The sequence below is a fragment of the Erwinia sp. ErVv1 genome, from assembly GCF_900068895.1.
GTDB lineage: Bacteria > Pseudomonadota > Gammaproteobacteria > Enterobacterales > Enterobacteriaceae > Erwinia.
In genome coordinates this window covers 280,336-305,212 of sequence record NZ_CDPK01000005.1, presented here as the reverse complement: position 1 = coordinate 305,212, position 24,877 = coordinate 280,336, and the positions used below count along the sequence as shown (strand labels likewise).

Genomic DNA, 24,877 nt, shown 5'->3' with positions numbered 1-24,877 from the left:
AGTGAATTCAGGCACGCTGGCCAAGAAGACTGACCGGGCCCAGCGGATAGGGCACGTTATGCTGCTTGACCCACTCGGTGTAACTGGCGCGCGCGCCGGGGAAGCCGATGGCGATCCACGCCTTCATCCCCTTATTGCCGCCGTACATCGGGTCGGAAAGGTAGCCGTGTTTGGTATCCGAAAGCAGTTCGCTAAAGAACTGCGATCCCTTCAGTGAGCCTTCGCCCAGTTCGGCGAAGTTAATATCGTTTTTCTGCACCTGGGTCAGGACCGCGTCTTTATCGGCCGTCGACAGCTCATGGAAAGGCTGCTGATGCTGCTGCTGACACCAGACGTCAATCAGCCGGATGCCCGTTTTATAGATCTGCTGGGGACGGAAAGGGATCTGATAGCCCATAGTTGCGGGTGCGTGAACATCGAACGGCCCCTGCATATAGATTTCGTCGCCGATATCGCCATGCATCTGTTGATCGATGAAGATCGGCACATTGGTTTCCAGCGCGCCTGGGGCTTTACCCTTCCCGCCCGCCGGGATCAGGCGATCGCAGGCGGCCATAATGAACTGCCACTCATCTGCGGAAAAGAAAATCGGCTTATAGTCGACCAGCTCGGGTGCGGCCATTTCTGCAGCCTGCGCTGCGGTTAATCCTTTGAATACCATGTCACTTAATGGCAATGCCAGTAGCGACCCTAGTAAAAACTTACGACGGGTAGTTTCTTTTTGAAGAAGCATAACATTACGACTCTCACATGCTAACGAAATGTAATTTGAGTTAATTAAAATAGTTATCGACGGATCTATTCGTAATGTTATGGAAACAAGAGTTACAGAATGTAATATTTGAAGAGGAAATATATATTTGTTAAGCGTTGCTCATGTTATTGCAGGAGGCAGTCACAGGTATCCCGCATCAAATATGTGGAAAAGCCCCGCTTCCTGCGTTATTAGTGCCCAAAACCCCAAAATTACGGCAGACAGTGCCGGAAATTAATATGGAAATGAAATCATACCCCCAGTAAATAAATGGGAAAAACTCGTCTAAAAAATACCCTTTTTTTTCAACGAGGGGGGGACCGATCAGTGGCGTCCTGAGCGAGTATTGAGAAAGTAGACATTATTGTACTCACCCTCTATGACTATCGCTTCCGGCGCGAAACGGGCGTTATACCGCAGACGAAAGGCCTGCATTTCCTGCGCATCAGGCTCTGTCTCACGAAGATATTCGAGCGCAAGCCTGACCTGCTCATGCGTTATTTCAACCGGAATGTTTGCTTTACGCAGCACACCGTGCCAGAAAGTGAGGCTTTCATCCGATTCATCAAGAATAAATACCTGATAGATAAGCAGCACGCTGGCTGCGTTGACGGTATGAGCCTCATCGTCAGCGGAAAGGTAGTCGACAAACTCCCCTCCTGCGGTTTTACCCATCTGACTTATCAGTGATTCCACATAGACAGGATCGAGATTCAACCGTCGGTTTAATGCCTTAGTGGCACGGCGCACCTTTGAGTTAAGGACGCGAAATCCAATAATAAACACCACCACCAGCGTTACAAGCATCAGCCAGATCATTCATTGTCCTGTAGAGGGTAAGACTTTCGGCGACAGAGTATCAGCGGTACCGCAGGCAGGCAATAAGGAGAACGCGCTGCCTGCGGCCGCTATTTAGCGCTTTTCCTGGCAGCAGAGAGGACAAAGCCCACTGCGACCATAACGCTTTTTCGCTATTAACAACGCATCTGCTGAGGTGTAGAAAGTACCTAAAAACTCTCTCTGCCGTCTGAGGATCCCTAGCTTCTGGCATCCGTTGCGGTGAACTACATTAAGAGTCTGCTGGTGCGGTTTTTGCTCCAGATAATAATAATCGCCCATCATGATCCTATAGCTGTCACGTTATACAACGACGGGATAATACACCTTCAAATAGGGAGGATATAACGAAACATACACTTTCCTATTACATTCAGAATTTTTACCAAAAAAACCCTGTAGTCGTGGTGGTTAAATCTTCACAGGTGGGTAAATAAGTGGAATTCAGGCCTTGCCGCAGGAAAAATGTCGGGGGATTTATACCCGCTGCAAACTGGAAATCTTTAGCATTAATAATCACTCAGAGCAGATCGAGCTGTTGCGGCTGAGGGGATCCCTCTTTTTTCGGGCGGGATTTTTGAGACTTTCGGGGTTTGGTCAGGGGAGCGGGACGCTGCATCTCCTGCCCGATCCAGCGCAAAATAGCCGCTATTGCCCTGGCCTGCTGTTCAGCGGTCATCTCCTGGTGCTGATCAACCCCGTGCCATTTATGCAGACAGCTGCGACAGCAGGTTGCTGTCGCATGCTGAGCAATAAATACCGGGTGACCACGCATCGGTGTCTGCCGGCCATCATTTGGCGGCTCTGCCGGTGCCAGCCGCGCGCTGATAAAGTCCGTCGCATGCTGTCCGATCGCCTCTTCCCCTTTACTGAGGCAGTATTGGTACTCTGCGCTACCGAGCTTAAAGCGCCGGCGAAAGGGGGAGTGCGAAAGCCGCTGAAAGAGATCGTCAAGTGAGTGCATAAAGTGCCGCAGGGTTCGGTATCAAACTATCATCATACCAGCGACAAGGGTGATGTCATCTTTACTCCTGGTCCAGCCACTCCGCTACGCCGCCATGGTGCGAACAGGTTCCCCGATGATGGCGACTAAAACTATAAGAGCCGTCGCGACAGCGTGCGGTGGCCCCTTCGGGCACCTGATTGTTTTTTGTATGGGCAGGCCGATGAATCCTTTCACCGTCAGCATTAACGTAGCTGCCCTGCTCCATCAGCGCGCTGTCAGGTGCTGTTTGATGAGATTTTTTTGCTAAAGCAGGCGTGGTAACAAGCGTTAACGCCAGCAGGATCAGTGCACAATACCTTCTAAGCCCTTTATTCACAGTCAGTTATCTCAATGTTCAGCCGTATTAACATTATCGACCCTTCTGTGGATATATTTACGTTTTTTGAGTAAATTCATGACGTGAATGATATTGTTCTGCTATTAACTCCACTGGATGACGGGAAAATGACGATAAAGCGGCTTTATGTTGTTCTGACGTTGGCAGCATTACTCACCTTAGCGATTGGCATCTCAGACCGGCTGATTGATACCATTATTACCATATGGGCAGAGGGAAGGTAGCAAGGGGCAAGCGCACCGCCCTTTAGCGGGAGATTACGGGCGGGTCTGTGAATAATGAGACATGACGTTTATTGACGACGGCTGTTTGAATCAACAACAACGTTATTTGAACATTATATTTTACTATCAGATTCGCCTTTATTATCCAGCTGGCCGCCGGGCGAGTTGATCAGCTTAGAGAGATCGTCGTGGTTGATTTCAGCATCAGCCGTTTCGATCAGTTTGGCGATCAACAGTAAATCCTGAAATTCTGCAAGCAGCAGTGCCGCGTCGGAGCGCAGGAGTTCATCAGCCTGAGACGTTTCAATCACCGTATTTATGGCCTTATTCGCGCTTTCGATCATGCGTGTCACCCCGCCCTTCTTTCCGACGGCTAACACCAGCGCGCTGATAAGCAGAGACTGTGCTTCCACTCTGGCGGTTAGCCGTTTGGTTTCCGCATCCAGTCGGGATATCTTTGCCAGCATGCTCAGTATGACATTTTTCATAAATTACCCTCTTTCAGTGAAGGGGATTCTACTCAGTAATGACTCAGTCACAATGCTATAAAATCTTAAAAGCGGCCATTTAATTCTGCAAAAAAGCCGATGTGCTCTCGCGGCTACAGCCTGGTTTAGGCCGCAGCGGGATTTAAAAATCGAGATGTGCCGCAAATTTCAGACGCCAGACTGTCGTAAGCGGATTGATTCCTTTACTTTGTAACCTGTTGATATGTCGTTCTGTCCAACGTGAAATCGGATAAACCATAATGAATAACGCCATAAATGAGCATCCGGTGAAGTCCCCTGACACCCGAACTGTCGGCGTGGTCATTAACGGGCTGACCCATCCCTGTACCCTGAACATGCTGGGTGAAGTTACCAGGCAACTTAATAACCGCGGCGCTTTGACGCTGTTGCTGAACGTTGAATCTGATAATCACTGGCAATCGGTGCTGAAGGGGGCACAGCGTTCACTGCCAGACGGGCTGATTATCATCGGGACGGATCACAGCGACGCGCTAATCAGCACCCTCAAAGCGCTGTCGGATATTCCCGTCGTCTGCCCGGGCAGTATCAGCGAAGCCAGCACAACCTGGACGGGCGCTGACTACGCTGCGGCAGGTGCGGAGACGGCACGCCTGCTGCTGTCGCAGGGATTCCAGCGCTTTGGCTACCTGCAGGAACGGGAGAGCAATCCCGCGTCTGCACAGAAAATGACAGGCTTTGCCGATGCCTTAATCCAGCAGGATAAAACGCTGAACAAGGTGCTGACGGCAGGCGGCGCTGACCGTGAGCTGGCGTATCAGGCGATGCTCGGTTACCTGAAAAAGACGCGAGCATCCGAACGCATTAATGCCCTGTTTTGTGAAAACGATCTGCTGGCATTTGGTGCTATGCAGGCGATTCGTGATTTCGGCCAGGGAGTGCACATTGGCGTGGTGGGATTTGCCGACGTGGATGAAGCGCGCGCGTCTACCTGGCACCTGACCAGCTGGGCACCGCCCTGCGACCAGCAGATTGCCGAAGCACTGGATCAGCTGCTGGGCGGCAGTGCCATACAGAGCGATGCACGCCGTAAAAGCGAGCTGCAAATCAGGCATTCACATCTGGGAAAAGAGGTCCATGAGACAATGACAAAATGCGGCTGCGCCAGTCGCCATTAATCCCCGTACGCGCTGACGGGCAAGGGTAGAAATTATTGCCCGAAGGCCTCTGGCAGGTCCGACAGAGGTCTGATATGTTCATTCGTACAGGAATATCAGATAAGGCCATCCAATGAGTCACTACAATGTTCTGTGGGACGTTATCGCTGCCAGAGTTTGCCAGAATAGCGGTACAACGCCTGCGGAGATCAGCGACAGCAATAGTGCAGCGGGAAACGCGGCAAAACAGCGTATTGCGCAGATTTTTATCCTTGAGGTGCTGCTGGCCAAACACCGCAAAACCTATTCAACGCGCTACCTTCCCCTTTCAGGCGAGGATGCCCTGCACCATCTGATTTTCAAACGCACCGGCTGGCTGCCCGTCGAGATCAGATCGCTATCGTTTAACGACAGCCTGTTTGTACTGGCCGAACTTTTCAGGGAAGAGAACCTGCCAGCCGGCGCGAACGATTTTATTTTAAAGTGTGGCCTGAGCGCACGAACCTACCCAACGGATGATTTTTCCGAGAAAGACTGGGCACCAAGAGAGAATGAACCACTTTTGTCAGAGAGCTGATGTCTGCCGTGTGTTTTCACGGGCCATTTCGGCAGTGGACTGGATACCGTGATACCTGACAGTGTGGAACGGGATTACACAGTTATTCAGGCTATACCGCTTCCGTTAGGTTATTACCCGACGGATACCCCGCTGGCAACAACAAACAGAGGTTTTGTAAGCTTCACCCTGCCCCGTCAATAGCAGTCACACTGGGGCTTCATTAGCAGCCCCAGCCTTGCCGTTTTTCACTGCCACGCAGGCAGTGGCGGTAAGTAACCCTGTAATATTACTTGCCGACTGGATCCAGCGAACTAAACCACGCCGGGTTATCCCTTAGCGCGGCATCAAGCTCACTCCAGGTAATATTATCCGCCGTGATGCCTTTCTTTACCTCAACGTTAATGATGATTCTCAGCGCATCAATATTACTTTGCTTCGTTGAGAAACTATTCCGGTATAGCCAGTCCCTTAATTCATACTGCTGCTCTTTGCCAGTGTTGACAAACTTACGATCGGACTTGGGCATAGCAGTTTATCCTTTTTAAGTTGGCTCTGTTACGATGCCATAGTGTTCCCAGTGCGGCTTCATCCGCACGAATACTATGTTTATATTAGTTCCATTTCACAATAGAATTTCTTAGATATAGATCCAAGGGACGTGAGGGGTTTCACAAACTTAAAAAGAAAGGGCAGCGTGAGAATGCCCGGCTGACCTGCTACCCGTTGATTAATACATCGCGATGTAAGTGATGTCTTCATCGCGTCATCGACATATTGATTTTGTTGGAACACAAAAGGCCCACCTGAGTGGGCTGATTACAGCTAGCAAAACCTGCCGGGTAGTGAGTTTATTGTTGCTTTAAGTCGATCACAATCAAGCAGCCTTTGGCCCAAACTTAGTAATGAATTCTTGTTTGACCTGAATGTCAAATTCAGTAAAAAGCGCCACAGGCTTAATGCCTCTACCTTGCTTCTCAAGCCGAACAAAACCGCGAGAGCTAAGGGTCTTTAAAGTAACGGAAAGATTGCTTTTCTGACGGCAAGACATCTCAGCCAGTTCGGTAATAGTTTCTGGCTTTTGCTCTTCCATTAGTCTTAGAAGTTCAATGTTCTCGTTACTAAGGACCTGAGCCAGTGCATTTACTGATGTAAACCAGACTCTTGGCTCCCCCGGCTCAGGGTTGTACTCGCCTTTAACGATCGCAAGCATCCTTTGACGGATGTGCTCTTCAGGCATAATACCAATGAGAGCTTTCATATTGTTAACCTCGGTTTTCTCGTTGCGCGATGACTTCGTCTGATTTTATGAAAAAATCTTCAATAAGCTGCGCTGCTGACACAAACTCGTACGGGTACCCTTTATCATAGGGGGTACGATGCATATGGTCATAAACCAACCTGCCTGAGTAACAGCCTTTTTTAGGCGATTTTATCCCGTGAGCATTGTCTATGCCAAAGACACGAGTGTTGTATTTGTCATGTAGCGTTAAGGTGTAACGTATACCATGCGGAATGAAAGATGTTGGCTTAACTTCCCATACCTCGACTTTCCACCAATACCCATCATCCCGGTACACTGTCGAGCCATGTAGTGAAAGTAAATAGTCTAAACCGTCATCTCTTTCCATAGAGTCATCCGTTAATGTTATGACCTAATCATAACTATAAATGCAGCGATGTCAAACGAAGCCGAATGGATACGAACGAATCAGCACATACTTTGAATCCTGCGATTACATTTTGACTAAACGTTTTGCCTTTTTCGCCATGTAGTCATCGGCCACAGCATCGTACTCATCTGTCGTGAAGCCCTTCTGGTCTGAATATTTTGCGTTAAACATGCGCTGAAACTTAGTTATTGTCAGCTGTACTGTAGTGATGTGATGGACACATGTTGATAGGCAAAGGATGGGCGCCTGGATAAATCCGGAGAGCGCCAAAGCGGGCAAGGCTATTGGCGTGGCTCTAAGTAATACGGCTTGCAGGATAATGAAGGAGCAGATAGGAAAGCATTCACGGTGGGTGTTTGTCCACACCAAACCGGCCACCAGGAACGATGGAACGAAAATGGTCGCAGTAAGGAAATGCGAAGAGATGATAATACATCATGGAGGCTGGCTCTCAGGAGTGCAGGTATTGAGGACTTCCGTTTCCATGGCCTGCGCCATATGTCGGCGAGCTGCCTAATACAATCAGGCGTCCCGCTAACTGCATTGCAGGAAATGGGTGGCTGGGAGTCGATAGAAATGGTGCGCCGGTACGCGCATCTGGCACCGAACCATTTGAACGAACATGCACGTAAAATTGACTCACTTTTGTGGAGTGACGACACAAATACGACACAATGCGGAAATCAGGCAGGATTGAAACTTGCGTAATATATTGATAATTAATGGTACGCCCTACAGGATTCGAACCTGTGACCTACGGCTTAGAAGGCCGGTGCTCTATCCAACTGAGCTAAGGGCGCATAGTGAACTGCGTCGAATTATACGGAGCGGGGCTGCTGAGTCAACGATTTTACCTGATGCGGCGCGCTGTTGCTGCACTATTGCACAGTAGCCGGCAAAACTGTGCCTGACAGCGGCCGCCGCTTCTGACAAAATAGGCGCCATTCCCCGTTTTAACTCAACACAGATGGATCCCCTCTCTGATGGTAGCAAAGATTATTGAAGGTAAAACGATTGCGCAGCAGGTACGACAGGAGGTTGCTGAGAAAGTGCAGCAGCGTCTGGCCGCTGGAAAACGGGCGCCTGGACTGGCCGTGGTTCTGGTGGGTGAGAACCCGGCTTCGCAGATTTACGTAAGCAGCAAGCGTCGCGCCTGCGAAGAGGTGGGCTTTATCTCCCGCTCTTACGACCTGCCCGCGACCACCAGCGAAGCAGAGCTGCTGGAGCTGATTGAGCAGTTGAATAACGACGGTGAAATCGACGGCATCCTGGTGCAGCTGCCGCTGCCGGCAGGCATTGATAACGTTAAGGTGCTGGAGCATATTTCGCCAACCAAGGACGTGGATGGCTTCCACCCTTATAACGTTGGCCGCCTGTGCCAGCGTGCGCCTAAGCTTCGCCCCTGTACGCCTCGCGGCATCGTTACCCTGCTTGAGCGCTATAATATTGATACTTTCGGGCTTAATGCGGTGGTGATTGGTGCATCCAATATCGTGGGCCGTCCGATGAGTATGGAGCTGCTGCTGGCGGGCTGTACCACAACCGTAACTCACCGTTTTACCAAAGATTTGCGCCGTCACGTCGAGCATGCGGATCTGCTGGTCGTTGCCGTCGGCAAGCCCGGCTTTATCCCCGGCGACTGGATTAAGCCCGGTGCGATTGTGATAGATGTGGGCATTAACCGCCTGGAGAGTGGCAAGGTCGTGGGCGATGTGGATTTTGAAGCCGCCTCCGCGCGTGCGTCGTATATTACGCCGGTTCCTGGCGGCGTTGGCCCGATGACGGTCGCCACGCTTATCCAGAATACCCTTCAGGCATGTGAAGAATTTAATGATGGAGCAGCACAGTAATGGCAACGTTCTCTTTAGGTAAGCATCCGCACGTCGATCTCTGCGATCTGCTGAAGCTGGAAGGCTGGGTAGAAAGCGGCGCGGTGGCGAAATCGCTGATAGCCGAAGGCTATGTCACCGTTGATGGCAAGGTTGAAACCCGTAAGCGCTGTAAAATCGTCTCCGGCCAGAAGGTGGAGTTCGACGGTAACAGCATTACGGTGACCGAATAATGTTACCTCTTCCCAGTGCCCCGCCCGCGGGCTGAGCACCGGGAGAAGCGTCAGGAGCGAGCGCCCCTGACGCTGTTTACTACTTCCGACGCCAGCTGGTGCCCTGCGGGCCATCTTCCAGCACAATGCCCAGTTCGTTCAGCTTGTCGCGCGCAACATCCGCCTGCGCCCAGTTTTTCTCTTTACGCGCGTTAATCCGCATCTGCACCAGCGCATCAATTTCCGCCGAGTTATCATTCGCGTCCTGTGCACCGCTCTGCAAAAATAGCTCCGGATCCTGCGCCAGCAGGCCCAGTACGCCAGCAAGCGAACGTAGCGTTGCGGCCAGACCGTCAACGGCGGCAACGTTCTCAGCCTTCATGCGGTTCACTTCGCGCGCCAGATCGAACAGCACCGAATAGGCTTCCGGCGTATTGAAGTCATCATCCATCGCCTCGCGGAAGCGGGCCTCGAATGCCTCCCCCCCCGCGGGTAACGCCGACGCATCCGTATTACGCAGGGCAATATAGAGGCGTTCCAGCGCCGATCGCGCCTGTTTCAGGTTATCTTCGCCGTAGTTTAGCTGGCTGCGATAGTGGCCCGACATCAGGAAGTATCGCACCGTTTCCGCATCATAATGTGCCAGCACGTCGCGCATAGTGAAGAAGTTACCCAGCGACTTCGACATTTTCTCACGGTCTACCATCACCATGCCGGAGTGCATCCAGTAGTTCACATAGGGACCGTCGTGCGCACAGCTGGACTGGGCGATCTCGTTTTCGTGATGCGGGAACATCAGGTCTGATCCGCCGCCGTGGATATCAAAATGGTCGCCCAGCTGCTTGCAGTTCATCGCCGAGCACTCAATGTGCCAGCCCGGACGGCCTTCGCCCCAGGGTGAACCCCAGCCCGGCTCGTTGGCTTTCGACATCTTCCACAGCACAAAGTCCATCGGATTGCGCTTGACGTCTTCCGCCACGTCCACACGGGCACCGGCCTGGAGCTGATCCAGATCCTGACGGGAGAGCTGGCCATAATTCGGATCGCTATCCACCGAGAACATCACGTCGCCGTTGCTGGCAACATAAGCGTGATCGCGCGCGATCAGCTTTTCGACAATTTCAATAATTTCGCCGACATGCCGCGTGGCGCGTGGCTCGCAATCCGGCGGCAGGATGTTGAGAGCAGCAAAATCTGCATGCATCTCGTTAATCATCCGGTTGGTCAGCACTTCTATCGACTCGCCGTTCTCGTTGGCACGTTTGATGATCTTGTCGTCAACATCGGTGATGTTACGCACGTATTTTAGCGAGTAACCCAGATAGCGCAGGTAGCGTGCCACCACGTCAAAGGCAACAAACGTGCGTCCGTGTCCAATGTGACAGAGGTCATAAACGGTAATGCCGCACACGTACATGCCAACAGCACCAGCATGAATGGGTTTAAATTCCTCTTTTTGACGACTCAGGGTGTTGTAAATCTTTAGCATTGAGACATTCCGTTTTTAACGTGTGCGGGATAAACCAGTTTGGTATTCTGCCGTATTGTTAACGTAACCGCCACGCAAAGCAAGGCGCTAGCGCGGTCCCGTTATGCAGCAGGGCTGACTCGACATGACAATTTGTGATATAAAAGCGGTCTGCCAAAAGCGTGCGAATGCCCTGAGGGCACCGGCACTTGCTTACCGATAAATACTTCAATTTCTACAGGATGATAATATGGTTACTTTCCAGACTAATCATGGCGATATCGTTATCAAAACCTTTGATGACAAAGCGCCAGCTACCGTTAAAAACTTCCTGGAATACTGCCGTGAAGGTTTTTATAACAACACCATCTTTCACCGCGTTATCAACGGCTTTATGGTTCAGGGCGGCGGTTTCGAACCGGGCATGAAGCAGAAAGATACCAAAGAAGAGATCCGCAACGAAGCCAGCAACGGTCTGAAGAACACCAAAGGTACGCTGGCCATGGCCCGTACTCAGGCTCCTCACTCCGCGACCGCGCAGTTTTTTATCAACGTGGCGGATAACGACTTCCTGAACTTCCGCGACGAAAGCCTGCAGGGCTGGGGATACTGCGTATTTGCAGAAGTAGTTGAAGGTATGGACGTGGTTGAGAAGATCAAAGCCGTTGCAACCGGCCGCAGCGGTATGCATCAGGACGTGCCAAAAGAAGACGTTATCATTCATAACGTGATCGTTAGCGAATAATGTCCTGCACGCTGTTTATCGCAGATTTGCATCTCTGCACTGAAGAACCGGCAATCACTGCCGGTTTTCTTGCTTTTTTGCGCCGTGAAGCTTTCCACGCCGATGCGTTATATATTCTCGGCGATCTGTTTGAAGCCTGGATCGGCGACGACGACCCTCAGCCGCTGCATGCAGAAATCGCCCTTGCCCTTAATGCGCTAAAGCAGCGTGGCATTCCCTGCTACTTTATTCATGGCAACCGTGATTTCCTGCTGGGTAAGCGCTTTGCCGCCGCCTGCGGCATGACGCTCCTGCCCCAGGAGACGGTGCTGGAACTGTACGGTAAACGCATTCTGATTATGCATGGCGACACGCTCTGCACTGACGATGCAGGCTACCAGCAGTTTCGCCGCCGGGTTCATCAGCGCTGGCTGCAAAAACTGTTCCTTGCCCTACCCCTCTCTCTGCGCCAGCGCATTGCCGCGCGTATGCGATCCGGCAGTAAACAGGCTAACAGCAGTAAAGATGTCGCGATTATGGACGTCAATTCCGCTGCGGTCAGCGAGTCAATGTCGCATCATCAGGTGCAGTGCCTGATACATGGCCATACCCACCGACCCGCCGTTCATCAGCTCGAGGTTAACGGCCAGCCCGCCGAGCGCCTGGTGCTGGGCGCATGGCACACCGAAGGCTCGATGATCCGCGTCAGCCCCGATGAAACGGCATTGATCGCTTTCCCCTTTTAGGCGGTTAAATGCGGTTTTTTTGCGGATGAAGGGCATACGCAACCGTTTTCCTTGCCCTCCAGTCATGTTATTCTCTCAGCCCTTCCCATCCGGCGGCCCGCTCAAGTAAGTGCAGGTCTTCCGATGACGTATGTACAATCACAGGAGTCAGACCCGCATGTCTTCCAACGCCGCATCGGCCCGCATTGCTATTGTTATGGGTTCCAAAAGTGACTGGGCAACCATGCAGTTTGCTGCGGAAATTCTCACCAGCCTGGCCGTCCCCTTTCACTGCGAAGTCGTTTCGGCCCACCGCACGCCGGACAAGCTCTTTAGCTTTGCCGAACAGGCGCAGGAAAATGGCTTTCAGGTGATTATTGCCGGTGCGGGCGGTGCGGCCCATCTTCCGGGTATGCTGGCCGCGAAGACGCTGGTGCCGGTCCTCGGCGTTCCGGTACAGAGTGCAGCCCTGAGCGGCGTCGACAGCCTTTACTCCATTGTGCAGATGCCGCGCGGTATCCCGGTCGGTACGCTGGCCATCGGCAAGGCGGGCGCGGCAAACGCAGCGCTGCTGGCTGCGCAGATCCTGGCGCTGCATGATGCAGGCCTGGCTACACGCCTCGCCGACTGGCGCAAAAGCCAGACCGACGAGGTGCTAAATAATCCAGACCCACAGGTGAACCCATGAAGCCGGTCTGCGTACTGGGTAATGGACAGCTGGGGCGCATGCTGCGTCAGGCCGGTGAGCCGCTGGGCATTGCCGTCTATCCTGTTGGCCTTGACGCCGAGCCAGAAGCGCTGCCCATTCAGCAGAGCGTCATCACCGCTGAGATTGAACGCTGGCCGGAAACGGCGCTGACGCGCGAGCTGGCCAGCCATACTGCTTTTGTTAACCGCGATATTTTTCCGCTGCTGGCAGATCGGCTGACGCAAAAACAGCTCCTCGATCGGCTGGGCCTAGCTACTGCGCCCTGGCAGCTGCTGGCCGATGCCAGCGAGTGGCCGCAAATTTTTGCGACTCTGGGCGAACTGGCGATCGTTAAGCGCCGCACCGGCGGCTACGATGGCCGGGGCCAGTGGCGTTTACGCCAGGGTGAAACCGATGCGCTGCCCGCTGACGGCTACGGTGAATGCATTGTGGAACAGGGCATTAACTTCTCCGGCGAAGTGTCGCTGGTTGGTGCCCGGGCATCTGATGGCAGTACGGTTTTTTATCCCCTGACGCATAACCTTCATCAGGACGGCATTCTGCGCACCAGCGTGGCGTTGCCTGAGCCGGATAAGGCCCGTCAGCAGCAGGCAGAAACGATGCTGTCGGCCATTATGCATGAGCTGAACTATGTCGGCGTGATGGCGATGGAGTGCTTTGTGGTGCCGGAAGGTCTGCTGATCAATGAACTGGCCCCACGCGTGCATAACAGCGGGCACTGGACGCAAAACGGCGCCTCCATCAGCCAGTTCGAGCTGCATCTGCGCGCAATCCTGAACCTCCCTCTGCCGAAGCCGGTGGTCAGCACGCCGTCAGTAATGATCAACCTGATCGGCACCGGGGTTAATGTGCAGTGGTTAGATCTGCCGCTGGTGCATCTCCACTGGTACGAAAAAGAAGTTCGCGCGGGCCGGAAGGTTGGACATCTCAATCTGAACGATGTCAGCGTGAAATCGCTACAGGTGGCACTGCATAACCTGGTGCCGCTGCTGCCGGATGAGTACGCCAGTGGGATAGCCTGGGCGATTGAAAGGTTAGAGGGTTAAGACGGGCAGCCTGAGTTTTCCTCAGAAAAACTCAGGCTGCAGGATGATTACCTACGCTGCGTTATACCCTCTAAACAGCGCTTTCCCTTTCAGCAGCCGCACGCCCAGCCATCCTCCGCACAATGACAGCAGTAGCGCCCCTGCAAGCGGCAGTACAAGCCAAATCAGCAGGTCAGGCTGCCACGGGAAGTCAAATACGTAGCGTTGCAGGCCCCACAGGGCCGCTTCGGCACCGGATGCGGCGGCCAGTCCTGATACGGCACCCAGTAGCGCAAACTCACACCACAGCGTATGCCGCAGGAGTTTTTTGCCGGCTCCCAGCGTACGACAGACCACCAGCTCCTGTCTGCGCTGGCGCATTCCAACCTGAATCTGCGCCAGTAGAAGCAGGATGCCACAGGCGGTCACCAGAATAACCATCACTTCCAGCGCCCTGCTGACCTGGGCAAGAACCTGCCCAATCTGGCGCAATAGCGTACCGATATCCAGCAGGCTGAGAGTAGGAAACGCGCGGTTTAACTGGGCCAGCATCGCCGTGTTGCCCTCAAGCCGAAAACTGGTTAGCCAGGTTTGCGGCTGGGTATCCAGCGCGCCTGGCGGGAAAATAAAGAAAAAGTTAGGTTTCAGGCTCTCCCAGTCCACCTTGCGCAGGCTGGTAATTTTGGCTGAGAAAGCCTGAGTGTCACCGGTGAAGGTCAGCGTGTCACCCAGCCCTACCCCCAGCCGACCGGCAAGCGCCTCCTCCATTGACACCTCTCCCGTTTTTGGTGGCCAGCTACCCGCGACCAGTGGGTTGTGATCGGGGAGCTGCGTTTGCCAGGTTAAGTTAAGCTCGCGGTTAAGAGCATTATCGCGCGTCGGATCGGCAGGCTGGTTGTTGATCCCCGTCAGCCTGACCCGGGCGATAGGATAAAAGGTCTGTGGCTGGACCTGATGCTGTTCCAGGAATGTCCTGACCTGCGGGATCTGATCCTGCGTCAGGTTCAGCAGAAAATAGTTAGGGCTGCCGGGCGGCATCTGCTGTTGCCAGCGATCCAGCAGATCTCCGCGCATAATCAGCAGCAGCGCCAGCAGCATAAATGAAAGTGAGAAGGCCGCCAGCTGGCTGAAGGTCGTCCACGGCTGGCGCAGCAATCGGTTTATCGCCAGACGAAATGGCAGACTCCGTCCGGTCAGTCGACGCAAAACCATCAGCCCGGCCCAGCCGACTGCACCCAGCAGTAGTGAAAGCAGCGCAATACCCGCAACCAGCGCCCAGAGCAGGCCGCTGCCGCCAACCAGTATGGCCAGCAGTGCCACCACCACCAGCCCCATGACGGGCAGATAGAACTTCAGGGGCCAGACGTTGGCGACAGCATCCTGCCGGAGAACCCGCAGCGGCTGCGTAGCCAGCAGCAGACGATAGGGGCGCAGCCCCACCAGCAGTGAAATAATAAACAGCGAACCCAGCGCCCAGAGCCACGGCCAGCCGCTCGCAGGCGGCAGCTGCGCCGGAAGAACCGGCCCGAGCATATGCAGCAGAATGCCCTCAAAGGCCAGCCCCAGCGCGCTGCCGCCTGCTGCCGCCAGCAGCAGTACCGCCAGCCACTGGCCGACAATCAGCTTTCTGAGGGCGGTGCGGCCCGCTCCCAGCGTCTTAAGCACCGCCACCAGATCGTAGCGGTTGCGGCAGTAGTGGCTCATCGCAACGGCGACTGCCGCAATGGCCAGCATCAGCGTTAACAGCGCCGATAGCAGCAGGAACTGCTGCGCACGCTGCATCGATTTGCCCAGGGCATCCTCTGAGTTTTCAACGCTTATCCAGCGCTGGTCGGGTTGGAGATGCGCGGCAATGAAGCTGTCATACCGGCTGAGCTGGGCGGGCGTACCGGCGAACTTATAGCGCCAGGTCACCCGGCTGCCAGGCTGAATTGCGCCGGTCTTCTCCACGTCGGCCAGGTTCATTAACAGCCGTGGCGCAGTCTGGAACGGATTGAAACCCGCATCCGGCTCCTGAACGACCACGCCCGCGACGCGCAGCGTCGCATCCCCGACGTCCAGATGACCGCCTGCGGGCAGGTTAAGCAGCGCCTGCAGGCGCGGTGCCACCAGCACCGTCCCCACAGTGGGTTTAAGTGCCGCAGGTTCGGTAGCCAGCTGTCCTGCCAGCGGGTAGCCGTCGTCTACGGCCTTCACCGAAGCCAGCTGGGGCGTATCACCGGCAAAGGTCATGGTCATAAAGGTGAGCTGCCGCCCCACCCTCAGCCCCAGCTGGTGCGCGTTATCAAGCCATGCCTGAGGTACCTCGCGGGCGCTTTGCAGCGTGCGATCGCCTGCCATGTAGTCGCGACTCTGCTGAGTCAGCCCTTTTTCCATCCGGTCGCTTAGCGATCCGAGCGCCAGTACGCAGGCCACCGCCAGCGTGAGCGCCAGCCAGACAATCAGCAGCGAGGGGGACTTCCACTCTCGCCAAAACCAGCGCCAGATCATGCCTCCTCCCACAGTTTACCGTCACGCACGCGTAGCCGCCGATCGCAGCGGGCGGCCAGCTGTTCATCATGCGTGACCAGAATCAGCGTGGTCGCAAAGTCGCGGTTGAGTCCGAATAGCAGGTCGGCAATGCGATCGCCGGTTTTACGATCGAGGTTACCGGTAGGCTCGTCGGCAAACAGCAGCGCCGGACGTCCGCTGAACGCGCGGGCCAGCGCTACGCGCTGTTGCTCACCGCCTGAAAGCTGTGCGGGCAGGTGCGTCATGCGCGCGGCCAGGCCAAGCTGGGTTAGCAATTCCTGCGCCTGAGCACGACTCTGCCTGTCGCTATCGCCGCGCAGCAGCGCCGGAAGCTGAACGTTCTCCAGTGCGTTGAGCGTGGGAACCAACATAAAAGACTGAAAAACAAAGCCAATACTCTTCGCCCGCAGCGCAGCTCGCTGCTCTTCATCCATCTGGTGAAGCGGCGAACCCAGCAGCGTAACCTCTCCCTCGGTCCCATCATCAAGCCCGGCTAAAATACCCAGCAGGGTTGACTTGCCGGAGCCTGACTCGCCAATCAGTGCGAGGGTTTCAGCTGGTTTGACAACCAGCTCAACTCCGGTAAGGATGGAGAGCTGATGCTCACCCTGACCGACGGACTTACTAAGACGATGAACTTCAAGAATGTTTTCCGCTGGCATTACCCTGTCCTTTTATTACTGGCTTTGATATCGCTACGCGCGGCGGCGGCAGATACGCTGCTGGTGCTCGGGGACAGCCTGAGCGCCGGTTATCGCATGTCCGCCAGCGCCGCATGGCCCGCGCAACTCAATGATAAGTGGCATAGTTCGCCTGCTATCGTTAACGGTAGCATAAGCGGCGACACCGTGGCGCAGGGGCTGGCTCGCCTGCCNCTGCCAGCCCTGCTTAAACAGCATCAGCCGCGGTGGGTATTGATTGAGCTGGGTGGAAATGATGGACTGCGCGGCTTCCCGCCACAGGCTATCGAGAAGGATCTTAGCGCGATTATCAGCCAGGTCAAAGCGGCCAATGCGCAGCCTCTGCTGATGCAAATTCGCCTGCCTGCCAACTATGGCCGACGCTATACCGAATCCTTCGGTGCCATTTACCCCCGGCTGGCGAAAGCGAACGCCATTCCGCTGGTACCTTTTTTTATGGAGCAGGTCTACCTGAAGCCGGAATGGATGCAGCAGGATGGTATTCATCCTAACCCTGATGCCCAGCCCTTTATTACCGGGCTGATGGCCAGCGAGCTGGCTCCGCTGATTAAGCAATAATGACCGGTTGTGATGACCGCTCACAGGTAACTCTATGCAAAAAAATATCGTTATTACCGGCTGTTCCAGTGGAATAGGCTTTATCGCTGCCAACGACCTGCTACGTCGTGGCTACCGAATTCTGGCGGCCTGTCGTAAACCCGAGGATGTACAGCGTATGAACGCGCTGGGTTTTACCGGCATCCAGCTCGATCTCAACGACAGTATCAGCGTGGAGCGGGCTGCCGCGGAAATTATCGCGCTGTGCGATAACCGCCTGGATGGGCTCTTTAATAACGGCGGCTATGGCGTGTACGGGCCGCTGGCCTCCATCTCTCGCCAGCAGCTGGAGCAGCAGTTTGCCACCAATCTGTTTGGTACACATCAGCTCACTACGCTTCTGCTGCCCGCGCTGCGCGCCAGCGGCGATGCGCGCATCATTAATACCAGCTCGGTACTGGGGCTGATTTCCACGCCCGGACGCGGTGCCTACGCGGCCAGCAAGTATGCGCTGGAGGCATGGACTGATGCGCTGCGCATGGAGCTGCACGGTAGCGGTATTCGCGTCAGCCTGATTGAACCCGGGCCAATCAGCACCCGCTTTACCGACAACGTTAGCCAGGCCGAGCGCGATAAGCCGGTAAAAAATCCCGGTATTGCCGCGCGCTTTACCCTGCCGCCGGAAGCAATATTACCCAAGTTGCGCCATGCTTTGGAGAGCAAACATCCACGGCTGCGCTATCCCGTGACGCTCGTCGCGCACGCCATGACGGTATTACGGCGCTTACTTCCGGGCTGGATACTGGATCGCATTTTGCGCGGGAAGTAGCCTTACGGTGATATCAGGCCTTGAAGCGCACGCGGTCGCCCCAATACAATGAGAAACACTGAAAAGAGACGAATTCATGTCACCACAAGCTAGCATTATTACGATTGACGAAACTAACCTGCAGCAGACGCTTGAGCAGTCTATGCAGGTACCCGTACTGTTTTATTTCTGGTCTGCACGCAGTCAGCACTGTCAGGAATTAACGCCGGTGCTGGAGCGCCTCGCGCAGGAGTATGCCGGGCAGTTTGTCCTGGCAGAGCTGGATTGCGATGCACAACCCGCCGTTGCGCAGCAGTTTGGCCTGCGTTCCATCCCGACCGTTTATCTGTTCCAGAATGGTCAGCCGGTGGATGGATTCCAGGGCCCACAGCCGGAAGAAGCTATCCGCGCGCTGTTGCACAAGGTGCTGCCTAAGGAAGAGGAGCTGAAAGCGCAGGAAGGTATGCGCCTGATGGATGAAGGCAAAGTGCTGGATGCCCTTCCCCTGCTTAAGGAAGCCTGGCAGCTGAGTAATCAGAACAGCGAAATGGGCTTTTTGCTGGCCGAAGCGCTGATCGCCCTGAACCGCAGCGAAGAGGCGGAAGAGGTGCTCAAAGTCGTGCCGCTCCAGGATAAGGACACGCGCTATCAGGGGCTTATTGCGCAAATCGATCTGTTAAAACAGGCCGCCGATACGCCGGAAATTCAGCAGCTCCAGCAGCAGATTGCGTCCCAGCCGGACAACGTTGAGCTGGCAACGCAGCTGGCTTTGCAGCTGCATCAGGTAGGACGCAATGAAGAAGCGCTTGAGCTGCTGTTTGGTCATCTGAAAAAAGATCTCGGCGCGGCTAACGGCCAGGTACGTAAAATATTGCAGGACATCCTTGCGGCGTTGGGCACCGGCGACGCGCTGGCAGCCAGGTATCGCCGCCAGCTTTACTCCCTGCTTTACTGATTGCTTCTGTACCATTAAGAAGCAGCTAACCGCCCGACATGCTGTAGAATGACGGGCACGGGCCGAATGATTCGGCCCTGGCAGCAACAATCCGGAGGTTAATTTATGCTTACTGTTATTCCTGTCATTATCATCCTGGCGTTGATCGTCGTCTGGTCAGGCATCAAAATCGTTCCACAGGGCTATCAGTGGACGGTAGAGCGGTTTGGCCGCTATACCAATACGCTCCAGCCCGGCCTTAACCTGATTGTGCCCTTTATGGACAGAGTAGGCCGTAAAATCAATATGATGGAGCAGGTCCTCGATATTCCTTCGCAGGAAATTATCTCCCGCGATAACGCCAGCGTCACCATTGATGCGGTGTGCTTTATTCAGGTGGTCGATTCTCCTCGCGCCGCCTATGAAGTGAGTAATCTGGAACTGGCAATCATCAATCTGACCATGACCAATATGCGTACCGTGCTCGGTTCAATGGAGCTGGATGAAATGCTGTCACAGCGTGACAACATTAATACCCGCCTGTTACGCATTCTCGACGAGGCCACCAACCCCTGGGGCATCAAAATCACCCGTATTGAGATCCGCGATGTTCGTCCCCCTGCCGAGCTGATCGCCTCAATGAATGCCCAGATGAAAGCCGAACGAACCAAACGCGCGGATATCCTGGAAGCTGAGGGGGTTCGGCAGGCAGCGATCCTGCGCGCCGAAGGGGAAAAGCAGTCGCAAATCCTGAAGGCTGAAGGCGAAAGGCAGTCGGCATTTCTACAGGCGGAAGCGCGTGAAAGAAGCGCCGAAGCGGAGGCGCAGGCGACTAAAATGGTGTCGGAGGCTATCGCCGCGGGTGATATTCAGGCCATCAACTATTTCGTCGCGCAAAAATACACTGATGCGCTGCAAAAAATTGGCACGTCCAGTAACAGCAAGATGGTGCTGATGCCGCTGGAAGCCACCAGCCTGATGGGCTCCATCGCCGGTATTTCTGAGCTACTCAATGAGAGCAAGAAGGATCGGAAAATCTGATGATAAGCGATCTGTTAGCAACACCCTGGGTGATGTGGCTGACGCTGGGCGGTGTCCTGCTGGCGGCCGAAATGCTTGGTGCCAGCGGTTACCTGCTGTGGAGCGGCGTTGCCGCCGTGCTGGTCAGCCTGCTGGTGTGGCTGGTACCGCTGCCCTGGGAGTGGCAGGGGATCAGTTTTGCTCTGCTAACAATCCTGTCGGCGCTGTGGTGGAACCACTGGTTGAAAGGTCAGGACCGCAAAAAGCCCATTTCTACCCTCAACCAGCGCGGTAGTCAGCTAATTGGCCGACAGCTGACGCTCGACGAAGCGCTGTCAGATGGTTTTGGGCACGTGCGGATTGGGGACAGTAGCTGGCGCGTTCAGGCTGGGGAAGACTTTCCTGCCGGTACGCCGGTTACCGTGATTGCCGTAGAAGGTATTACCCTGCGCATAATCAGACGCCCAGCCAATGCTGGAGGGTCGGACACCCGGGTTATACGCTAAACTGGCCTGTCGGGATGCTATGCTGCCAATGCTACATTGCTGCGATGCGGCGATGCGGCATGCGGCTGAAGCTAACAGTGCTGCCAATACTGATAATGCTACCCTTGCTGCGATGCTGCCGGTGCTGCTGGATTTGGCCGATGCGGCTTAACGGTGGCAGCAGCCCGCAAGGTTGTTAATAATCGGGCAATCGGCGCTATCATCGCCGGGACAACTCTCTGCCAGGGCCAGCAGGCGCGTACGCATCAGGTTCAGCTCATGGATATGCGACTCAATTTCCGCCACTTTATCCAGCGTACGGGCTTTCACATCCGCACTGTGCCGCTGAGGATTATTGAACAGGCCGATCATTTCACGGCACTCCTCAAGATTAAATCCAACCTGCCGTGCCTGTCGCAGCAGCGTGAGCTCCTCAATGTGCTTAATGCTGTAGCTGCGATAGCCATTTTCACTACGCAGCGGAGGTGTTACCAGCCCCTTCTCTTCATAAAAACGGATCGTTTTGCTGGTTAATCCGGTCTTTTTAGCCACATCGCTGATATTCATGGTGTGCTCCTTGACCTTCCCCTTGATGGAAGGTTTACCCTTCTTATCTACTGGAAATTCGTTTTCCGGTCAAACCGAACTATCAGGAGGCTTTACTATGTCACAAACCACTCTGCTAACGCTGGACGGCCTGACCTGTGGCCACTGCGTGAAGCGCGTGAAAGAGTCGCTCGAAAAGCGCGATGATGTTGAACAGGCGGATGTCTCAATTACCGAAGCCCGCATCAGCGGCAGCGCCCGTGCCGACGATCTGATCGCTACCGTTGAGCAGGCGGGTTATCACGCCAGCCTTAACCAGGGCGACCCGCGCCCAAAGCCTGAACCGCTGACAGTAACAGAGACCCAGCCGGAAGCGCTGACAGCGGCCCCTGCAAAGCTTCCGGCACAGGACATCGACAGCTTTCATCTGCTGATTGATGGCATGAGCTGCGCCAGCTGCGTCAGCCGCGTGCAGAACGCGCTGACGCAGGTACAGGGCGTCAGTCAGGCCCGCGTTAACCTTGCCGAACGCAGTGCGCTGGTGATGGGCTCCGTGCCGCCACAGACGCTAATCGACGCGGTTAAAAACGCGGGCTATGCCGCAGAAATCATCGAAGATGACGGCGCGCGACGTGAGAAACAGCAGCAGAAAGCGGAGCAGGCGACGCGACGCTTTCGCTGGCAGGCCATACTGGCCCTGACGCTGGGCATCCCGCTAATGATCTGGGGGATGATCGGCAATAATATGATGCTGACCGCCAGCAACCGCAGCGGCTGGCTGGTGGTCGGTATACTGACGCTGCTGGTGATGATCGTGGCGGGCGGCCACTTCTACCGCAGCGCGGCAAAAAGCCTGCTTAAGGGCACTGCCACTATGGATACGCTGGTGGCGCTGGGTACGGGTGCCGCCTGGCTCTATTCCGTCAGCGTTAACCTCTGGCCCGACGTTTTCCCCCCGCAGGCCAGACATCTTTACTACGAAGCCAGCGCCACCATTATTGGTCTGATCAATCTCGGCCATATGCTGGAGCAGCGCGCACGCCAGCGTGCTTCCCAGGCGCTGGAACGCCTGCTTGACCTTACCCCGCCCACTGCCCGCGTGGTCACCGATGAGGGCGAACAGACCCTTGCACTCAGTGATGTCATGCCGGGAATGATCCTGCGCCTGACCACCGGCGATCGGGTTCCGGTCGACGGCACCATTACCCGTGGCGAGGCCTGGCTGGACGAGGCAATGCTGACCGGTGAAGCCATCCCGCAGCAGAAAGCCAGCGGTGATGCCGTGCATGCTGGTACGGTGGTGCAGGATGGTAGCGTGCTTTTCACCGCCGAAGCGGTCGGGAAAAATACCACCCTGTCGCGCATCATTAATCGCGTTCGCCAGGCCCAGAGCAGCAAGCCGGAAATCGGCCAGATGGCCGATAAAATTTCCGCCATTTTTGTGCCTGTTGTTGTTGCTATCGCCCTGCTGAGCGCGACGGTGTGGTACGCGGTTGGACCGGCGCCGCAGCTGGTGTATACGCTGGTGATTGCCACCACCGTCCTGATTATCGCCTGCCCCTGCGCGCTGGGCCTGGCCACGCCCATGTCGGTGATTGCGGGTGTGGGTCGGGCGGCTGAGTCTGGCGTGCTGGTCCGCGACGCCGATGCGCTACAGCGGGCCAGTACGCTAACGACGCTGGTATTTGATAAAACCGGAACGCTGACCGAAGGCGCACCGCGCGTGGTCGATATCCAGCTGTTTAACGGCGCTTCGCAGCATCAGGCGTTAAGCTGGGCGGCCGCGCTGGAACAGGGATCGCAGCATCCCCTGGCGAGGGCGGTCCTCGATCGCGCGGGTGATCTGCGTCTGCCCGACATCACCCAGTTCCGTACGCTGCCCGGTTTCGGCGTGAGCGGCAATCTCGACGGCGTGCCGCTGATGCTGGGCAATGGCGCACTGATGGCGCAGCAGGAGATTGATATTTCGGCTGTCGACGATCTGATCTCCACGCAGGCCGCCCAGGGCATCACGCCGATACTGCTGGCCGCAGAGGGCAGGCTAACCGCGATGCTGTCAATTCGCGATCCGCTGCGCGCTGAGACGAGCGCGGTGATGAAACGCCTGCGTCAGGAGGGCTATCAGTTAGTCATGCTGACCGGTGATAATGAGAAAACCGCACGGGCGGTCGCTCGTGAAGCGGGTATCGATCGGGCGATAGCGGGCGTACTGCCCGAGGGAAAAGCGGAGGCTATTCAGCACCTGCAGCAGCAGGGGCATCGGGTGGCGATGATTGGCGATGGGATTAATGATGCCCCGGCGCTGGCCCAGGCTGACGTGGGGATTGCCATGGGCAGCGGCAGCGATGTGGCGATTGAAACAGCGGCCATCACGCTGATGCGCCAGGATTTGAATGCCGTAACGGATGCGCTGGCGATCGCTAAAGCCACGCTGAGAAATATGAAGCAGAATCTGCTGGGTGCCTTTGTTTATAACGCTATTGGTATTCCCATCGCGGCGGGCGTCCTGTATCCGCTTACCGGCACCCTGCTCAGCCCGGTGGTTGCCAGCGTGGCCATGGCGCTCTCGTCCATCACCGTAGTCAGCAACGCAAATCGCCTGATCCGCTATCGGCTGCCCTCCGCGTAATCTCCCTCAGTCCAGTCTGGAAGTGACCCTTTTCTCTGTCGCCCGATACGCTAAACCGTTAGCATAGAATGATAACGGGCAGGAGACAGAGAGCATGGGAAAATTATTGCACCTGATAAGCGCATTCTGGCAGGTGCTGTCGCCGCGCCACTATGCCTATCCGGCACAGGACATCACTCTGGGTGACAGGCAGCTTCACCTGGTGGGCAGTATCCATATGGGAACGCAGGGTATGCTGCCGCTGCCTGCCGTGTTGCAGTCGCGGCTTGCGCAGGCAGACGCGTTAATCGTGGAAGCCGATATTACCGCCGGAGCCTCTCCGTTTACGGAAAGTGAGCGTTGTTCGCCCCTGAGCGAACGATTGACCCGCGAGGAATACGCCCGGTTCTGTCGCCTGTGTGACGAGGTCGCCATCTCCCCGGAGGCAGCAGATAGTCTGCCTGCCTGGCAGGTCGCGCTGATGTTACAGGCCCAGCAGGCGCAGATTCTCGGCCTGCGGGCCGACTACGGCATTGATTTTCAACTACTTAATGCGGCGAAAAAGCAGGAAAAGCGGGTCATTGAGCTGGAAGGTCCGGAAACTCAGCTGGCCCTGCTGCGCGCGCTGCCCGATAATGGCCTGTCCCTGTTACAGGACACGCTAACACACTGGCAGACTAACGCACGTCTGTTGCAGACGATGATCGGCTGGTGGCTTGAATCGCCGCCGCGTACCGGTCAGTCCCAGCTTCCCGGGACGTTTAACAGCGCCCTGAATGACGTTCTGATGCTACAGCGTAATCAGCGCTGGAATGACGCGCTCAGGGCGCTGCCTGCTGGGAAATATGTCGTTGCGGTGGGGGCCCTGCATCTTTATGGTGAGGGAAATCTGCCCGATTTACTGAATCAGAGATAAAAAAAAGGGCCAATATTATTATCGGCCCGTCAATAAGGAAGTTTTTATGATTTTAGTTATTCACTGACAATCAGGTTGTCGGTGAGGGGCGAATTGTCGCTTAAAGCC

At 55.3% G+C, this 24,877-nt stretch carries 28 protein-coding genes, 1 tRNA gene and 1 pseudogene; 17 read left to right on the top strand and 13 right to left on the bottom strand.

Annotated elements, in window-relative coordinates:
* Positions 1–7: 7 nt before the first annotated feature.
* From A1830_RS10190 to iraP, 5 genes are all read right to left on the bottom strand, one after another.
* Entirely contained in the window at positions 8–733 is a 726-nt protein-coding gene (locus A1830_RS10190) for a gluconate 2-dehydrogenase subunit 3 family protein (RefSeq protein ID WP_067705381.1), read from the bottom strand.
* Positions 734–1,078: 345 nt separating this feature from the next.
* Positions 1,079–1,573, bottom strand: a complete 495-nt coding sequence (locus tag A1830_RS10185; protein WP_067705379.1) for a DUF1198 family protein — start codon at positions 1,571–1,573, stop codon at positions 1,079–1,081.
* 538 nt (positions 1,574–2,111) lie between these two features.
* Positions 2,112–2,555, bottom strand: coding sequence for a DUF4186 domain-containing protein (locus A1830_RS10180; protein ID WP_067705377.1), 444 nt, complete (start codon positions 2,553–2,555; stop codon positions 2,112–2,114).
* A 61-nt stretch (positions 2,556–2,616) separates the two neighbouring features.
* On the bottom strand, positions 2,617–2,913 hold the full coding sequence (locus A1830_RS10175) for a DUF3761 domain-containing protein (RefSeq protein ID WP_231877603.1): 297 nt from the start codon (positions 2,911–2,913) through the stop codon (positions 2,617–2,619).
* 358 nt (positions 2,914–3,271) lie between these two features.
* The gene (gene iraP / locus A1830_RS10170; RefSeq protein WP_067705375.1) at positions 3,272–3,646 is read right to left on the bottom strand and encodes an anti-adapter protein IraP; all 375 of its coding nucleotides are present in this window, start codon (positions 3,644–3,646) and stop codon (positions 3,272–3,274) included.
* 260 nt (positions 3,647–3,906) lie between these two features.
* Here iraP and A1830_RS10165 point away from each other — a divergent pair, with 260 nt between their 5' ends.
* Together A1830_RS10165 and A1830_RS10160 are read left to right on the top strand one after the other, a co-directional pair.
* Positions 3,907–4,803 carry a LacI family DNA-binding transcriptional regulator gene (locus A1830_RS10165; protein ID WP_067705371.1) on the top strand — a complete coding sequence of 299 codons (897 nt, stop codon included), beginning with the start codon at positions 3,907–3,909 and terminating at the stop codon, positions 4,801–4,803.
* A gap of 112 nt (positions 4,804–4,915) precedes the next feature.
* On the top strand, positions 4,916–5,359 hold the full coding sequence (locus A1830_RS10160; RefSeq protein WP_067705369.1) for an ECs1072 family phage-associated protein: 444 nt from the start codon (positions 4,916–4,918) through the stop codon (positions 5,357–5,359).
* Between the two features lie 268 nt (positions 5,360–5,627).
* On the opposite strand, the gene A1830_RS10155 is transcribed toward A1830_RS10160, so the two are convergent.
* The 3 genes from A1830_RS10155 to A1830_RS10145 form a co-directional block, all read right to left on the bottom strand.
* The gene (locus A1830_RS10155) at positions 5,628–5,867 is read right to left on the bottom strand and encodes a hypothetical protein (RefSeq protein WP_067705367.1); all 240 of its coding nucleotides are present in this window, start codon (positions 5,865–5,867) and stop codon (positions 5,628–5,630) included.
* Between the two features lie 348 nt (positions 5,868–6,215).
* Positions 6,216–6,599, bottom strand: a complete 384-nt coding sequence (locus A1830_RS10150; RefSeq protein WP_067705365.1) for an HVO_A0114 family putative DNA-binding protein — start codon at positions 6,597–6,599, stop codon at positions 6,216–6,218.
* A gap of 4 nt (positions 6,600–6,603) precedes the next feature.
* Complete coding sequence (locus tag A1830_RS10145; protein WP_067705363.1) at positions 6,604–6,969, bottom strand: toxin-antitoxin system TumE family protein; 366 nt, start codon at positions 6,967–6,969, stop codon at positions 6,604–6,606.
* Positions 6,970–7,225: 256 nt separating this feature from the next.
* On the opposite strand from A1830_RS10145, the pseudogene A1830_RS21405 reads away from it, so the two are divergent.
* Positions 7,226–7,719 (top strand): annotated as a pseudogene (locus A1830_RS21405) (tyrosine-type recombinase/integrase); the annotation flags it as partial.
* Between the two features lie 15 nt (positions 7,720–7,734).
* Here the strand turns inward: A1830_RS21405 and A1830_RS10135 are convergent.
* Positions 7,735–7,811, bottom strand: a tRNA-Arg gene (locus tag A1830_RS10135).
* A gap of 183 nt (positions 7,812–7,994) precedes the next feature.
* Here A1830_RS10135 and folD point away from each other — a divergent pair.
* On the top strand, positions 7,995–8,861 hold the full coding sequence (gene folD, locus A1830_RS10130) for a bifunctional methylenetetrahydrofolate dehydrogenase/methenyltetrahydrofolate cyclohydrolase FolD (RefSeq protein WP_067705359.1): 867 nt from the start codon (positions 7,995–7,997) through the stop codon (positions 8,859–8,861).
* Entirely contained in the window at positions 8,861–9,073 is a 213-nt protein-coding gene (gene ybcJ / locus A1830_RS10125; protein WP_067705357.1) for a ribosome-associated protein YbcJ, read from the top strand. The genes folD and ybcJ overlap by 1 nt, the downstream gene beginning before the upstream one ends.
* A gap of 79 nt (positions 9,074–9,152) precedes the next feature.
* Here the strand turns inward: ybcJ and cysS are convergent, their stop codons facing one another.
* Positions 9,153–10,541: a cysteine--tRNA ligase gene (gene cysS, locus A1830_RS10120; protein ID WP_067705355.1), complete on the bottom strand. Its 1,389-nt coding sequence runs from the start codon at positions 10,539–10,541 to the stop codon at positions 9,153–9,155.
* Positions 10,542–10,770: 229 nt separating this feature from the next.
* On the opposite strand from cysS, the gene ppiB reads away from it, so the two are divergent.
* From ppiB to purK, 4 genes are all read left to right on the top strand, one after another.
* Positions 10,771–11,265, top strand: a complete 495-nt coding sequence (gene ppiB / locus A1830_RS10115; protein ID WP_067705353.1) for a peptidylprolyl isomerase B — start codon at positions 10,771–10,773, stop codon at positions 11,263–11,265.
* Positions 11,265–11,990 (top strand): UDP-2,3-diacylglucosamine diphosphatase, encoded by a 726-nt coding sequence (lpxH, locus tag A1830_RS10110; protein WP_067705351.1) that lies wholly within the window; start codon positions 11,265–11,267, stop codon positions 11,988–11,990. The genes ppiB and lpxH overlap by 1 nt, the downstream gene beginning before the upstream one ends.
* A 157-nt stretch (positions 11,991–12,147) precedes the next feature.
* The gene (gene purE, locus A1830_RS10105; protein WP_067705349.1) at positions 12,148–12,657 is read left to right on the top strand and encodes a 5-(carboxyamino)imidazole ribonucleotide mutase; all 510 of its coding nucleotides are present in this window, start codon (positions 12,148–12,150) and stop codon (positions 12,655–12,657) included.
* Positions 12,654–13,724, top strand: coding sequence for a 5-(carboxyamino)imidazole ribonucleotide synthase (gene purK, locus A1830_RS10100; protein WP_067705347.1), 1,071 nt, complete (start codon positions 12,654–12,656; stop codon positions 13,722–13,724). The genes purE and purK overlap by 4 nt, the downstream gene beginning before the upstream one ends.
* Positions 13,725–13,775: 51 nt before the next feature.
* Here purK and ybbP read toward each other — a convergent pair whose 3' ends face one another.
* Together ybbP and ybbA are read right to left on the bottom strand one after the other, a co-directional pair.
* Positions 13,776–16,193 (bottom strand): putative ABC transporter permease subunit YbbP, encoded by a 2,418-nt coding sequence (gene ybbP / locus A1830_RS10095; RefSeq protein WP_067705346.1) that lies wholly within the window; start codon positions 16,191–16,193, stop codon positions 13,776–13,778.
* Positions 16,190–16,876, bottom strand: a complete 687-nt coding sequence (ybbA, locus tag A1830_RS10090; protein ID WP_067705344.1) for a putative ABC transporter ATP-binding protein YbbA — start codon at positions 16,874–16,876, stop codon at positions 16,190–16,192. Before ybbA ends, ybbP begins: the two co-directional genes overlap by 4 nt.
* Here ybbA and tesA point away from each other — a divergent pair.
* The 6 genes from tesA to A1830_RS23705 all read left to right on the top strand — a co-directional run bounded on the left by tesA (position 16,847) and on the right by A1830_RS23705 (position 20,871).
* On the top strand, positions 16,847–17,473 hold the full coding sequence (gene tesA / locus A1830_RS10085) for a multifunctional acyl-CoA thioesterase I/protease I/lysophospholipase L1 (protein WP_067705581.1): 627 nt from the start codon (positions 16,847–16,849) through the stop codon (positions 17,471–17,473). The genes ybbA and tesA overlap by 30 nt on opposite strands.
* 34 nt (positions 17,474–17,507) lie before the next feature.
* A complete protein-coding gene (locus tag A1830_RS10080) occupies positions 17,508–18,281 on the top strand; it encodes an SDR family oxidoreductase (RefSeq protein WP_067705342.1) in 774 nt (257 codons plus the stop codon).
* Positions 18,282–18,357: 76 nt separating this feature from the next.
* Positions 18,358–19,215 carry a co-chaperone YbbN gene (locus tag A1830_RS10075; protein ID WP_067705341.1) on the top strand — a complete coding sequence of 286 codons (858 nt, stop codon included), beginning with the start codon at positions 18,358–18,360 and terminating at the stop codon, positions 19,213–19,215.
* 105 nt (positions 19,216–19,320) lie between these two features.
* Positions 19,321–20,235 carry an SPFH domain-containing protein gene (locus A1830_RS10070; protein WP_067705339.1) on the top strand — a complete coding sequence of 305 codons (915 nt, stop codon included), beginning with the start codon at positions 19,321–19,323 and terminating at the stop codon, positions 20,233–20,235.
* Positions 20,235–20,720, top strand: a complete 486-nt coding sequence (locus A1830_RS10065; RefSeq protein ID WP_067705337.1) for an NfeD family protein — start codon at positions 20,235–20,237, stop codon at positions 20,718–20,720. Before A1830_RS10070 ends, A1830_RS10065 begins: the two co-directional genes overlap by 1 nt.
* 19 nt (positions 20,721–20,739) lie before the next feature.
* Entirely contained in the window at positions 20,740–20,871 is a 132-nt protein-coding gene (locus A1830_RS23705) for a hypothetical protein (protein ID WP_255362076.1), read from the top strand.
* On the opposite strand, the gene cueR is transcribed toward A1830_RS23705, so the two are convergent.
* Positions 20,868–21,266, bottom strand: a complete 399-nt coding sequence (cueR, locus tag A1830_RS10060) for a Cu(I)-responsive transcriptional regulator (RefSeq protein WP_067705335.1) — start codon at positions 21,264–21,266, stop codon at positions 20,868–20,870. The genes A1830_RS23705 and cueR overlap by 4 nt on opposite strands.
* A gap of 97 nt (positions 21,267–21,363) precedes the next feature.
* On the opposite strand from cueR, the gene copA reads away from it, so the two are divergent.
* Complete coding sequence (gene copA, locus A1830_RS10055) at positions 21,364–23,874, top strand: copper-exporting P-type ATPase CopA (protein WP_067705334.1); 2,511 nt, start codon at positions 21,364–21,366, stop codon at positions 23,872–23,874.
* A 94-nt stretch (positions 23,875–23,968) separates the two neighbouring features.
* The gene (locus A1830_RS10050) at positions 23,969–24,769 is read left to right on the top strand and encodes a TraB/GumN family protein (protein ID WP_067705332.1); all 801 of its coding nucleotides are present in this window, start codon (positions 23,969–23,971) and stop codon (positions 24,767–24,769) included.
* The last annotated feature ends 108 nt before the right edge of the window (positions 24,770–24,877 follow it).